General features: G+C 67.0%; 13 protein-coding genes. 8 read left to right on the plus strand and 5 right to left on the minus strand.

The annotated features are described in order from the left end of the window. Positions 1–277 precede the first annotated feature (277 nt). Positions 278–1,816: an amino acid permease gene (locus SB4_RS17980; protein ID WP_058715323.1), complete on the plus strand. Its 1,539-nt coding sequence runs from the start codon at positions 278–280 to the stop codon at positions 1,814–1,816. Between the two features lie 78 nt (positions 1,817–1,894). Here the strand turns inward: SB4_RS17980 and SB4_RS17985 are convergent, their stop codons facing one another. Then, positions 1,895–2,887 carry an adenosine kinase gene (locus SB4_RS17985; RefSeq protein ID WP_058753667.1) on the minus strand — a complete coding sequence of 331 codons (993 nt, stop codon included), beginning with the start codon at positions 2,885–2,887 and terminating at the stop codon, positions 1,895–1,897. Positions 2,888–3,015: 128 nt separating this feature from the next. Between SB4_RS17985 and SB4_RS17990 the strand changes: the two genes are divergently transcribed. The 4 genes from SB4_RS17990 to SB4_RS18005 all read left to right on the plus strand — a co-directional run bounded on the left by SB4_RS17990 (position 3,016) and on the right by SB4_RS18005 (position 5,100). After that, complete coding sequence (locus SB4_RS17990; protein ID WP_058753668.1) at positions 3,016–3,693, plus strand: EI24 domain-containing protein; 678 nt, start codon at positions 3,016–3,018, stop codon at positions 3,691–3,693. Then, complete coding sequence (locus SB4_RS17995) at positions 3,690–4,067, plus strand: hypothetical protein (RefSeq protein ID WP_153006328.1); 378 nt, start codon at positions 3,690–3,692, stop codon at positions 4,065–4,067. Before SB4_RS17990 ends, SB4_RS17995 begins: the two co-directional genes overlap by 4 nt. After that, positions 4,067–4,687, plus strand: coding sequence for a LysE family translocator (locus tag SB4_RS18000; protein WP_058753669.1), 621 nt, complete (start codon positions 4,067–4,069; stop codon positions 4,685–4,687). Before SB4_RS17995 ends, SB4_RS18000 begins: the two co-directional genes overlap by 1 nt. Before the next feature lie 176 nt (positions 4,688–4,863). After that, a complete protein-coding gene (locus SB4_RS18005; protein ID WP_058734754.1) occupies positions 4,864–5,100 on the plus strand; it encodes a hypothetical protein in 237 nt (78 codons plus the stop codon). A 103-nt stretch (positions 5,101–5,203) separates the two neighbouring features. Here the strand turns inward: SB4_RS18005 and SB4_RS18010 are convergent, their stop codons facing one another. Further along, on the minus strand, positions 5,204–5,596 hold the full coding sequence (locus SB4_RS18010) for an HIRAN domain-containing protein (protein WP_241488686.1): 393 nt from the start codon (positions 5,594–5,596) through the stop codon (positions 5,204–5,206). Positions 5,597–5,703: 107 nt separating this feature from the next. On the opposite strand from SB4_RS18010, the gene SB4_RS18015 reads away from it, so the two are divergent. Both SB4_RS18015 and SB4_RS18020 read left to right on the plus strand, forming a co-directional pair. Next, positions 5,704–7,566 (plus strand): M1 family metallopeptidase, encoded by a 1,863-nt coding sequence (locus SB4_RS18015; RefSeq protein WP_058753671.1) that lies wholly within the window; start codon positions 5,704–5,706, stop codon positions 7,564–7,566. Positions 7,567–7,772: 206 nt separating this feature from the next. Beyond that, positions 7,773–8,285: a CHAP domain-containing protein gene (locus SB4_RS18020; RefSeq protein WP_058715355.1), complete on the plus strand. Its 513-nt coding sequence runs from the start codon at positions 7,773–7,775 to the stop codon at positions 8,283–8,285. Between the two features lie 48 nt (positions 8,286–8,333). On the opposite strand, the gene msrB is transcribed toward SB4_RS18020, so the two are convergent. From msrB to SB4_RS18035, 3 genes are read right to left on the minus strand one after another with little or no spacing between them, the layout of a single operon-like run. After that, complete coding sequence (msrB, locus tag SB4_RS18025; protein ID WP_058753672.1) at positions 8,334–8,828, minus strand: peptide-methionine (R)-S-oxide reductase MsrB; 495 nt, start codon at positions 8,826–8,828, stop codon at positions 8,334–8,336. A 56-nt stretch (positions 8,829–8,884) separates the two neighbouring features. After that, positions 8,885–10,111: an ABC transporter permease gene (locus SB4_RS18030; protein WP_058753673.1), complete on the minus strand. Its 1,227-nt coding sequence runs from the start codon at positions 10,109–10,111 to the stop codon at positions 8,885–8,887. Further along, a complete protein-coding gene (locus SB4_RS18035) occupies positions 10,108–11,034 on the minus strand; it encodes an ABC transporter ATP-binding protein (protein WP_058753674.1) in 927 nt (308 codons plus the stop codon). Before SB4_RS18035 ends, SB4_RS18030 begins: the two co-directional genes overlap by 4 nt. Before the next feature lie 35 nt (positions 11,035–11,069). Here SB4_RS18035 and queG point away from each other — a divergent pair, with 35 nt between their 5' ends. Then, entirely contained in the window at positions 11,070–12,119 is a 1,050-nt protein-coding gene (gene queG / locus SB4_RS18040; RefSeq protein WP_058753675.1) for a tRNA epoxyqueuosine(34) reductase QueG, read from the plus strand. The last annotated feature ends 21 nt before the right edge of the window (positions 12,120–12,140 follow it).

The following is a 12,140-nucleotide window of genomic DNA, read 5'->3' on the forward strand; positions in this document are numbered from 1 at the left end:
GGCCTGACGGAGCCTCTTGCCGCTCCCCTCCCGCAAGCGGGAGGGGATGGGGGAGGGAAAGCCACAGGCCATGGGCTCTGCGAGAAACCCTGCCCTCCCCAAACCCCTCCCGCCTGCGGGAGGGGCTTAAAGAAGCCCCTTTCCACTCTCCCGATCGCATCCCGCGCACCTTAGGGATTGCGCGTAATAAAATTGCAGCTAACCTTCCTAATCATTCACCAAACGCCGGGTGCGTCCCATGTCGGGGCGGCCCTTCCCTTGGGGGGATTGGACATTCATGATTTTCGGGCGCGTTAAGCCTCTGGACGCCATTTTGGCGACCGCCGAGAAGAAGGGGCTGCAACGATCGCTAGGCGCGTTCCAGCTCACCATGCTGGGCATCGGCGCCGTCATCGGCACAGGCATCTTCGTTCTCACCTCCGAAGCCGCGCAAAAGGCGGGGCCGGGGATGATGCTGTCCTTCGTGCTGGCGGGCTTCGTCTGCGCGGTGGCGGCTTTGTGCTATTCCGAGCTGGCCTCGATGGTGCCGGTCGCGGGGTCGGCCTATACCTATACCTATGCGGTCATGGGTGAGTTGCTGGCCTGGATGGTCGGCTGGGCGCTGATCCTGGAATATGCGGTTGGCGCGTCGGCCGTCGCGGTCGGCTGGTCGGGTTATGTCGTGGGACAGATCCGCAACCTGCTGGGCATCGACATACCGATGGAGTGGGTCAACGGCCCCTCTTCGGGCGGCTATATCAACCTGCCCGCCGTTGTCATCTCGCTGCTCGTGACCTGGCTGCTGGTCATCGGCACCACCGAGAGCGCCCGCTTCAACGCGATTCTGGTCGCGATCAAGGTCGCCGCGCTGACCCTGTTCATCGCGCTGTCGGTGCCGGTCATCAACGGCGCGCATTTCGAGCCGTTCATGCCCACCGGCCTGACCGGCGTGGCGGGGGCCGCGGCATCGATCTTCTTCGCCTATGTCGGCTTCGACGCGGTGTCGACCGCCGCGGAGGAAACCAAGAACCCGCAGCGCAACGTGCCGATCGGCCTGATCGCGTCGCTGCTGTTCTGCACCGTCTTCTACCTGCTGGTGTCGGCGGGTGCGATCGGCTCGCCGCTGGGGGCGCAGCCGGTGCGTGACGCCGCCGGTGTCGTGCTGTCGCCCGGCACGTCGGAACTGGCCGCGCAGTGTAAGGCGATCGTCGCCAGCGGCGCGACCGAGCCGCTGTCCTGCTCGCGTGAGGCGCTGGCGCATGTCCTGCGCACCATCGGCTGGGAAAAGATCGGCAACCTGATCGGCCTGGCCGCCACGCTGGCGCTGCCGTCGGTCGTGCTCATGATGATGTTCGGCCAGACCCGCGTGTTCTTCACCATGGCGCGCGACGGCCTGCTGCCCGAAAAGCTCGCCTCGGTACACCCGCGCTATCGCACGCCGCACGTCGTGACGATCGTGACCGGCATCGCCGCGACGCTCGCCTCGGCCTTCCTGCCGGTGGGCAAGCTGGCGGACTATTCCAACTCGGGCACGCTGTTCGCCTTCTTCATGGTGGCGCTGTCGGTGATGGTGCTGCGCAAGACCGATCCGACCCGCAAGCGTCCGTTCCGCACGCCCGCCGTGTTCATCGTCGCGCCCGCCGCGATGCTCGGTTGCGCGTATCTGTACTTCTCGCTGCCACTGGTTGCGATCCTGGTCCTGCCGGGCTGGGGCGCGATCGGCCTGGCGATTTACTTCCTCTACAGCCGCAAGCGCAGCTATGTCGGTCGCGGCATCGTCGATGTCGTGGACGATCCCGCGATGCAGCCGGAAGTCGCCAAGCCGCTCGATCGCTGATCGGCTTTCGCGGAGACACGAAAAAGGCCCGGAGGAGCGATCCTCCGGGCCTTTTTGTTTGGCCTTTATGGCCGAGCCTTACAGGCTGGCGGCCAGGGCCTTCAGGTCGACCTGGGGCCGCGCGCCGAAATGGCTGATGATCTCGGCCGCACAGGCGGCACCCAGCGTCAGCGAGGCCGTCAGGTCCTGGCCATGGGTCTGGCCATAGAGGAAGCCCGATGCGAACAGATCGCCCGCGCCCGTCGTGTCGACGACCTTGTCGACCGGATGGGCCGGGACCGTGACCCGCTCGTCGCCGCGCTGCGCCAGCGCGCCCTTTTCGGCGAGGGTCACGACCAGCGTCTCGACCTTGTCCTTCAGCGAAGCGATCGCCGCCTCGACGTCCGCCGTCTCGGTCAGCGCGACGATCTCGGTCTCGTTGGCGAAGATCACGTCGATCATGCCGCCGTCGATCAGCGCATGGAAATCGGCGCGATGACGGTCGATCACGAACTCGGCCGAGGCGGTGAAGGCGATCTTGCGTCCCGCCGCGCGGGCGACGTCGATCGCGGCGCGCATCGCGGCACGCGGCTCCTCGGGGTCCCAGAGATAGCCCTCGATATACAGATAGGCCGCATCGGCGATCAACGCCTTGTCGAGCGCTTCGGCGGGCAGATAGTGCGAGGCACCCAGGAAAGTGTTCATCGTCCGCTGGCCATCGGGGCTGACGAAGATCATGCAGCGCGCGGTCGTCGGCTGGCCGGGACGGACCGGCGTATCGAACTTGACGCCCGCCGCGCGGATGTCGTGCGCGAAGACCTCGCCCAGCTGGTCGTCGGCGACCTGGCCGATAAAGGCGGTCTTGCCGCCCAGCGCGGCCATACCCGCCAGCGTGTTGGCGGCCGAGCCACCCGAAATCTCGCGACCGGGGCCCATCTTGGCATAGAGCGCATCGGCTTCCTCGGGCGAGAAGACGAGCTGCATCGCACCCTTCGTCATGCCGTTCTGCGCGATGAAATCGTCTTCGGCGGGGCTGAGGATGTCGACGATCGCATTGCCGATCGCCACCACGTCATAGGTGGGGTTGGTCAAGAAACGGGCTCCGAAAATAATCAGGTGATGACGCCGCCCTAGTCAGGGTGCCTGTCCCGCGCAAGCTGGCCCCCTCGCCCGGCCGCACTGCATTGACTTTGCGCCGTGCACCACGTCATCCCTGGACCATGATAAGTGCGTTTTTCCTGTCCTTGGGCCAGCTCGGTGATCCGGCGATCCGCCGGGTGCTGATCCGCTCGCTCGCGGTGACCTTCGCGCTATTCACCGCCGCCGGGCTGGCTCTGTGGTGGGGCGTGCGCGCCGCCCTGACCGGATGGCTGGGCGCGCAGGCGGGGAACTGGTCGGCGGCGCTGACTCTGGTCGTCGAGATACTCGCGCTCTGGCTCGCCTTTCGCGCGGTCGCCGTCGCGGTGGTCGGCGTGTTCGCCGACGACATCGTCGCGGCGGTCGAGGCGCGCCATTATCCTCAGGCGCTGGCGAGCGCGAGGCCCGTGCCGCTCGGGCGAGGCATCGCGATGGGGCTGGGGTCGGCCGCGCGGGTCGTCGCCATCAACCTGCTCCTGCTGCCGCTCTACATCGTCCTGCTCGCGACCGGCGTGGGTACGGCGGCGGCGTTCCTGCTGGTCAATGCCTGGCTATTGTCGCGCGACCTGGGCGACATGGTGGCGGCGCGGCATATGGACCGCGCAGCGATGCGGCGCTGGCGCAAGGCGACCCGGCCCGCCCGCTTCCTGCTGGGACTTGCCGCGGCGGCCCTGTTCGTGGTTCCGGGGCTCAATCTGCTCGCACCCGTTCTAGGCGCGAGCATGGCGACCCATGTCTTTCACAGGAGACCCCGCGCGTGATCCGCACCCCTGCGCTGGCCTTGCTACCATTCGTCGTGCTGGCAGGCTGTACCGTGCCCCAGACCGCTGCCCCCGTGCGCGGCGGCATGGCCCCGGTTCCCGTCCCCTATACCCAAGTCGGTCTGGAGCGGGTGATCGGTCAGGACGCCGCCGGGCTGACCAAGCTGTTCGGCGCACCCGACGCCGATGTGCGCGAAGGGGCCGCGCGCAAGCTGCAGTTTCAGGGCAGTTTCTGCGTGCTCGACGCCTATCTCTATCCCAAGGACGGGGGTGAGCCCCGCGTGACCTATCTCGACGCGCGCGAGCCCGATGGCAGCGCGATCGACCGGGCGAGCTGCGTCGCGGCGCTGACCCGGCGCGACGGCGGCCGCTGATGCGCCCCGATCTGTGGCTCGCCTTTGTCGCGGCGACGCTGGTGATCGGGCTGATCCCCGGTCCGGGCGTGGCAGCGATCCTGGGCTATGCCATCGGATCGGGACGGCGGACCGCCTTTGCCTCGGTCGGCGGCCTGATGCTGGGCAATCTGGCCGCGTCGACCGCCAGTCTGCTCGGCATGGGGGCGGTGCTGGCCGCGTCGACCTTTTTGTTCGGGCTGCTCAAATGGGCCGGGGCGGTCTATCTGATCGTCTTCGGCGCGATGGGCCTGTGGCGCGCGCGCAATGCCCATGCCGTGGCGATTCGCCCGCGCATGATCTCGCCCCGCGCGGCGTTTCTGGGCAATCTGGGCGTCGGCACCTTTCACCCCAAGACGATCCTGTTCCTGGCCGCCTTTGCTCCGCAGTTCATCGATCCGTCGCGACCCTATTGGGCGCAGGCGCCGGTCCTGATCGCGACGTTCGTGCTCGTTCTGGCGCTGACCGACTCCTGCTATGCCTGGGCCGCGTCCAGTGCGGGCGGATTGCTGCGTTCGCCCCGCGCCCAGGCGTGGGCTCAGCGTGCGGGCGGCGGGGCGTTGATCTTTGCCGGACTGGCAACGGCGGCTATCCGTCGATAATTCCACGCCATTCTCTGCACCAGGATCGTGGGCATGCAGGCAGTGTGGCAAAATGTTCCACGCATTCGCAAAAAATTGGTGCGGTGCAGGAACAAATTTACCGGTGCGTGCGTATGCGCTATCGGGATGAAGAACACCACCGCGTCTTGGCGGTCGTTCGCCATGGGAGAATGAGTATGATGAAGTTCCTGTCTGCTGTTGCCGCCACCGCCCTGGTTGCTGCTCCGGTTGCGGCCGCTCCGGCCAACCCCGCCGCCAGCCTGTCGGTCTCGAAGTCGGTCCGCGCGTCGGCTCCGACCGCCAAGGGTAACAAGCTGGCCGGTGGCGGCATCCTGGCTGCTCTGATCGCTGCTGGCGTTGTGGCCATCGGCGTTGTCGCGATCGTCAAGGACGACAACGCCGACAGCAACTGATCGTTCTGGGCGGGGGCAACCCCGCCCGAGCCATCATCGCTTGGGACCAGTTCCGGGCGAACGGAAAGGGAGCCGTTCTCGGCTCCCTTTTTTGTTGCCCGCGTCAGGCGCCCCAGTCGGGTTCTTCGGGATCGGGATGGAAGTCATCTTGCACCGGCGTGGGTGACGACGCCACCACGACCGGCAGCGTCGGCTCGCCGCCGCCGAAGCGCACCCGAATATAGGCGACCGACCCCTTGATCCCCTGATAGATCGCCCGCACTTCCTCCCCGCGCCGCATGCGCGCACCGATCAGCGGCGCCCGCTCGGCGGAGAGATAGCCGACCTGTACGTCGCGCGCGCTAAAGACGGCGATGGCATGGGGATCGTGCCGGTTGCGCGGCTCGGGCCGCAGGCTCACCGGATCGCCCGCCGCCGAGGCGAGCAACTCGAACCGTCGATTGCTTCGCGCCTTGTCCTCATTGGGAAAGTCGATCCCGACCACGGCCAGCGTCATTTCATCCATCGCCCCTAACTGGTTACGAGCGGCCTCCCCGTCCAGAGCCCTCCCATTCGTCCGCAATCCGGCTATGGTGCAATCATCCTGTCCCATTCGGAGTGCCCATGTCACTGGCCGCCTTGGCGATGCTGCTCGCCGCCCAATCCCCCGCTGCCGCCCCGCAGGTGGCGCCAGTGCTGACCAGCGCCGACGCGCGCGACGTGCACAGCTATGCCCGACCGCTGGAGGCGCGGGTCACCCATGTCTCGCTGAACCTCTACGCTGATTTCGACAGCCATGTGATGCGTGGAATCGCGACCCTGTCGGTCGATGCGAAGCCGGATGCCAAGACGCTGGTCGTCGACGACAACGGCCTGCGCATCGTGGCGGTGACGGACGCACAGAACCGCCCCCTACCCTATAGCATCGGTGCGGTCGACAAGGTGCATGGCGCCCCCCTGACCATCACGCTGAACGGCCAGCGCACGGTCAAGATCGCCTATGCCTCGGTCCCCGGCGCCAAGGCGCTGCAATGGCTTTCGCCCGAACAGACGGCGGGCAAGAAGCAGCCCTATCTGTTCAGCCAAGGTGAGGCGATCCTCAACCGCAGCTGGATTCCGACCCAGGATTCGCCCGGTATCCGCCAGACCTGGGACGCGACGATCAATGCCCCCTGCGCGCTGACCGTGGTGATGAGCGGCGAGCGCACCGGCGAGACGCCGTGCGATGACGGCCGTCACACCGCCAGCTATCGCATGGACAAGCCCGTTGCCCCCTATCTGATCGCGCTGGCGATCGGCGACCTGAAGTTCAAGCCGCTCAGCGCGCATACCGGCATCTGGACCGAGCCCGCGATGCTCGACAAATCGGCCTGGGAATTCGCCGGGCTCGACAAGTTCGTGAGCGCCGCCGAGGGGCTGTACGGCCCTTATCGCTGGGGCCGGTACGACGTGCTGGTCCTGCCGCCCAGCTTCCCGTTCGGCGGCATGGAGAACCCCATGCTGACCTTCGCGACGCCGACCGTGCTGGCGGGAGACCGCAGCCTGGTCAGCCTGATCGCCCACGAGCTGGCGCATAGCTGGTCGGGCAATCTGGTCACCAATGCGACCTGGGACGATTTCTGGCTGAACGAGGGCTTCACCAGCTATTTCGAGAACCGGATCATGGAGTCGATGTACGGCAAGCGCCGCGCCGCGATGGAGGCCGACCTTGCCTGGACCGACATGCAGAATGCGGTGAAGGAAGCGGGCGGCCCGCAATCGCCCGACACCAAGCTGCACCTGGACCTGAACGCTGCCCGCGATCCCGATGACGGCATGACCCAGATCGCCTATGACAAGGGCGCGACCTTCCTGCGGACGATCGAGTCCGTGGTCGGCCGCCCACGCTGGGACGCGTATCTGCGGAGCTATTTCGACCGCCACGCCTTCCAGCCGCAGACGAGCGCGGGCTTCCTGACGGACCTGAAAGCCAATCTGCTCAAACCCGGCGAGGCGGAGAAGATCGGCGTCGACCAATGGGTCTATCAGCCCGGCATTCCCGCCAACGCCGTGCATGTCCGCTCCGACGCCTTCCCCGCGATCGACGCGGCGGCCAAGGCGTTCGCCGCCGGTGGCCCGGTATCGGCGGTGCCGGACAAGGTGACGACCCAGGAATATGTCCGCTTCCTCGACCAGCTGCCCCGCCAGTTGTCGACCGAACGGCTCGCCGCATTGGACGGACGTTTCCATTGGAACGAGACGGGGAACAGCGAAATCCGCTTCGCCTGGCTGCGCTTGGCGCTCGCCAACCGCTATCAGCCCGCCGAAGCCTCGGCCAAACAATTCCTGACCTCACAGGGCCGTCGCAAGTTCGTGGCACCGTTGTTCCAGCAGCTTCAGGGACAGGGCGAATGGGGCAAGGCGCTGGCGGCCCGAATCTACGACAAGGCGCGTCCCGGCTATCATTCCGTGACCCAAGTCACGGTGGATCGCCTGCTCGGACGATAAGCCGAGCCTCTCACGCGGCGAAACGAGGAACGAAAAAATCGTTTCGCCGCGTGATTTTCGGGTCACCGCCGCCCGAACACCGTTCACCGGATATGGTTCCGGCTCGCCTTTCCAATCCGTTTAGCTCCGGTTAATCGACACTCACACCGACATTCCGACCGGGGGGTCATGTGAAGTTCAAGGCATTTGCAGTGCGATTCGCGCTGATGGCATCGTGCGGCCTGATGATGGCCACTCCCGCTGCCGCGCAGTTCTGGCAGTGTGCGCCCTATGCTCGCGAGATTTCGGGCATCGATCTTCACGGCAACGCCAACACCTGGTGGAGCCAGGCCCAGGGTCGCTACGACCGTGGCCACACCCCGCAGGAAGGCGCCGTCCTAGCGTTCGAGGCCACCCACCGGATGCGCGTCGGCCATGTCGCCATGGTCAGCAAGGTCGTCAGCGACCGCGAAGTCCTCCTGACCCACGCCAACTGGTCGCGTCGCGGCGGCATCGAGCGCGACGTCCGCGCCATCGACGTCTCGCCGAACAATGACTGGTCGATGGTCAAGGTCTGGTACGGCCCGAACGGCGGCCTGGGCACCTCGGCCTATCCGACCAAGGGCTTCATCTATTCGAGTCACAAGGGCGGCACGGCCGACCTGCCCGCAACCGAAATCGCTTCGCGCAACGATGGCCGCGTTTCGGGCATCATGACCTTCGCCGCTCCGGTCGAGTAAACGCGGGCCTTCCACGCCTTGCGAAGACAGGCGTAGATTAGCCTCGCTTCACGCCGCCCGGAACGTCATCGCCACACCATTCATGCAGTAGCGCTTGCCCGTCGGCTTGGGTCCGTCATCGAAGACATGGCCGAGATGCCCGCCGCACCGGCTGCAATGCACCTCCACCCGCTCCATCATCAGCGACCGGTCGCTCCGCGTCGCCACCGCGCGGGGCAACGGCGCCCAGAAGCTGGGCCAGCCGGTGCCACTCTCGAACTTGGTCTTCGAGGAGAAGACAGGCTGCGCGCAGCCCTTGCAGGCAAAGATACCGCTGCGATGCTCGCCGTTGAGCGGACTGGAATAGGGCCGCTCGGTCCCTTCGTGCCGCAGGACATTATAGGCCACCGGGCCGAGCTTCTGCCGCCAGGCGGCATCGCTCATGGCCACCGGAAAGCGCTCGGCCGCATCGGCCTGACGCCCGCAGGCGGACAGTCCCATGCCCAGCGTACCCAGGCCCATCAGCGACAGAAATGCGCGGCGATCAGAAGAGGATGCGGTCATTTACCTAAGATAGGAAGACCGCGCGCACCGGCAAGCGCGCGCCCTCTCCTTTCCGCTTAAACGCCCTTACGCCGCCAGAACGGCCGGACGCTCCCCGATTGCAGCACGCCGCGCCGGAACAGTCGCGCGCCCAGCGTCACGAACAGCGCCACCCACAGAGCCTGCCACGCCAGCGCCACGGCATGCGGCCATAGCGAGTCGCTCGCCGCCGCCATGCCCGCCATCGCGAAGGGCGAGGAGAGTGGAAACACCTCGGCGACCACCGCCAGCCAGCTGTCCGGCTGCGACAAGCCGCTCAGCGTCAGGGTGAACATGCCGACCTGCACGATGGTGATCGGCAGCGAGAGCATCTGGATTTCCCGCATGGTCGACGCCTGCGCCCCGATCGTCAGGAACACCGAGCCGAGCAGCAGATAGGCCATGGTGAAATAGGTGACGAACAGGACGGTGAACATCGGCAGGCCGACCGCCGGCGACAGCTCGCCCACCATCCCGGCAAAGGCGGGCGGCAGCACGCTGGTCACCTGGCCGAGCACTGTGCCCCAGAAGGTGACGAACAGCACCGCCACCCCGAACATGCCGAGCAGCTTGCCCAGGAACACCGCCTCCAGCGGCACGGCGGCGGCCAGTACCTCGATCACCTTGTTCGACCGTTCCTCGGCCATGGTGCCGACGACCTGCCCCGCCAGGAACAGGGTCAGGAAGAAGACGCCGAACACCGCCAGGAACGCGGTCTGATTCTGCCCGCCCAGCGTCGCGCGCTGGCGCGAAAAGGCGGTCTTGGTCGCCGCGATCCGTGGCAGGGGCCCGCCCAGCCGCTCGGCCGACAGCGCCTGTCCGGCCAGCACGACCAGATAATCGGCCGCCCGCGATCCGCGCGCGCCGTACAGAATCGTCGGGCGGTCGAGCGGGCCGTACAGCACCGCCGTCGCGTCATAATCCTTGGCCTCGAACGCCGCGCGGGCCTGGGCGGCGGGGTTGCCGTCGGGCGCGACGGTGACCAGCTGGGGCGGCTCCTCGTCGCGGCGGAACACCGTGCGGGTTCGAGTGTCCGCTTCGACGAGTGTCTGGGCGAGCGCATTGGGGACGATCGCGACGATGCGCACCCGGTCGGCACCATGGTCGGCCGCCTGCGCCGCGCCCATCGCGCCGATGGTGCTGAACGCCACCATGATGAGCGGCGCGAACAGGAACAGGAGGAAGATGGGGGTGAAGACGGTCGCGACGAAATCGCGGCGCGCGATCGTCATGGTCTGGCGGATCAACCGGCGGGTCGGGCTCATGCCGCATTCTCCTGGGTCGTCTGTTCGCCGACGATGCGCACAAAGGCTTCGTGCAGGCTGGGTCGCTCGATCGACAGGTTCAGGATGCCTGCCCCTGCCGCCAGCAACCGGCCGAGCACCGGCTCTATCCCCTCGTCCGGCAGGGGAAAGCGCCAGTCGACCCCGTCACGCACCGCATCGGCGGGCAACACCTCGGGCGTCACCCGGTCGGCATCGCGCGGGCGATAGCGCACGCGTGCGGTCAGCGTAGCGCGCGCTTCGTCCACCGTCCCCTCGAACCGCCGCTGCCCACCCGCAATGATCGCCAGGCGATCGCACAGTCGCTCGGCATGAGCCATGACATGGGTGGAGAACAGGATCGTCGCCCCCCGGTCGCGCTCGCCCAGGATCAAGGCCTCCAGCCGTTCCTGGTTGACGGGGTCGAGGCCGGAAAAGGGCTCGTCCAGCACCAGCAGCTTCGGGCGATGCACGACCGAGCCGAGCAGCTGAACGAGCTGCGCCATGCCCTTGGACAATTTGCGGATCTTGCTGTCGGCGGCATGGCCGAGCTCGGCCTGTTCGAGCAGCTCGCCCGCCCGCGCCCGGCCCGTCTTCCAGTCGAGCCCGCGCAGCGCGCCCATGAAGGCGATCGCCTCACGCGCCTTCATCGCGGGGTACAGCCCCCGCTCCTCGGGCAGATAGCCGACCAGATCGCTCGCCTCGCGCGGATGGGCATGGCCCAGCAGTGTCCGCTGCCCCTCATCGGGTTCGATGATGCCCAGCAACATGCGCAGCGTCGTCGTCTTGCCCGCGCCATTGGGGCCGAGCACGCCGTACACCGCACCGGTCGGGACAGCGATGTCCACCCCATCGACGACACGCCGGTCGCCGAAACGCTTGGCGAGGCCCGAGGCGCTGACCGCCCACTGATTATCCACGCTGATTGTCCCTCCCTGATGGCCTGTGGTAGCGGGCGTATGTGGCGCAAGACAAGCTGGAAACCCGGATCAAGGCAAAGGCGGCCGAACTGGGCTTCGCCGCGATCGGCATCACCCATGCCGACGCCGCGCCCAAAACCGTCGAGCGGCTGCATCAGTGGCTCGCCGAGGGACGGCACGGGTCGATGATCTGGATGGCCGACCGCGCACACCAGCGCCAGAGCCCCGCCAGCCTGTGGCCCGAGGTGAAGAGCATCATCTCGCTCGGCGTCAGCTATGCCCCCGCCGAGGACCCGATGCGGCTGGCCGATCAGGGGCGGATCGGGCGGATTTCGGTCTATGCGCAAGGCGCGGATTATCACGATGTGGTGAAGCGCCAGCTAAAGGCATTGGGCCGCTGGCTGGCCCAGGAGGCCAAGTGCGACCTGAAAGTGTTCGTCGACACCGCGCCGGTGATGGAAAAGCCGCTGGCCGAGGCGGCCGGGCTGGGCTGGCAGGGCAAGCATACCAACCTCGTCAGCCGGGATCATGGCAGCTGGCTGTTCCTGGGGGCGATCTACACCACGCTGGAACTCGAGCCCGATGCGGTGGCGCGCGACACCTGCGGGCGCTGCGATGCGTGCCAGCGGGCGTGCCCTACGGATGCGTTTCCCGCGCCCTATCAGCTGGATGCGCGGCGCTGCATTTCCTATCTGACGATCGAACATGCCGGGCCGATCCCGGAGGAATTCCGGGTCGCGATCGGCAACCGCATCTATGGCTGCGACGATTGTCTGGCGGTCTGCCCCTGGAACAAGTTCGCGGCCGCGGCGCAGGCGAACATGGCGTTTCACCCCCGCGCCGAGCTGACCGCGCCGGAGCTGGGGGATTTGCTGTCACTGGACGATGCCGGTTTCCGGCAGGTGTTTTCGGGTTCGCCGATCAAGCGGATCGGGCGCAACCGAATGGTGCGCAATGCGGCCATCGCGGCGGGGAATAGCGGCGCGGTGGAACTGGTGCCGGTGTTGGAACGGTTGCTGGGGGATGATGACCCGGTGGTCGTGGAGGCGGCGGAATGGGCTTTGGGGTGGTTGAATGGGTTGATCGCTTAGCCCCTGCCCTCCCCCATCCCC

It is taken from the genome of Sphingomonas sanguinis (assembly GCF_001476905.1).
GTDB classification, from domain to species: Bacteria; Pseudomonadota; Alphaproteobacteria; order Sphingomonadales; family Sphingomonadaceae; genus Sphingomonas; species Sphingomonas sanguinis_B.

Excerpts from the sequence above, each read along its gene's own strand:
- SB4_RS17980 (WP_058715323.1), top strand. The coding sequence starts at position 278 with ATGATTTTCGGGCGCGTTAAGCCTCTGGACGCCATTTTGGCGACCGCC.
- SB4_RS17990 (WP_058753668.1), top strand. The coding sequence starts at position 3,016 with ATGATAAGTGCGTTTTTCCTGTCCTTGGGCCAGCTCGGTGATCCGGCG.
- SB4_RS18000 (WP_058753669.1), top strand. The coding sequence starts at position 4,067 with ATGCGCCCCGATCTGTGGCTCGCCTTTGTCGCGGCGACGCTGGTGATC.
- SB4_RS18005 (WP_058734754.1), top strand. The coding sequence starts at position 4,864 with ATGATGAAGTTCCTGTCTGCTGTTGCCGCCACCGCCCTGGTTGCTGCT.
- SB4_RS18010 (WP_241488686.1), bottom strand. The coding sequence starts at position 5,596 with ATGACGCTGGCCGTGGTCGGGATCGACTTTCCCAATGAGGACAAGGCG.
- SB4_RS18015 (WP_058753671.1), top strand. The coding sequence starts at position 5,704 with ATGTCACTGGCCGCCTTGGCGATGCTGCTCGCCGCCCAATCCCCCGCT.
- SB4_RS18020 (WP_058715355.1), top strand. The coding sequence starts at position 7,773 with ATGGCATCGTGCGGCCTGATGATGGCCACTCCCGCTGCCGCGCAGTTC.
- msrB (WP_058753672.1), bottom strand. The coding sequence starts at position 8,828 with ATGACCGCATCCTCTTCTGATCGCCGCGCATTTCTGTCGCTGATGGGC.
- SB4_RS18030 (WP_058753673.1), bottom strand. The coding sequence starts at position 10,111 with ATGAGCCCGACCCGCCGGTTGATCCGCCAGACCATGACGATCGCGCGC.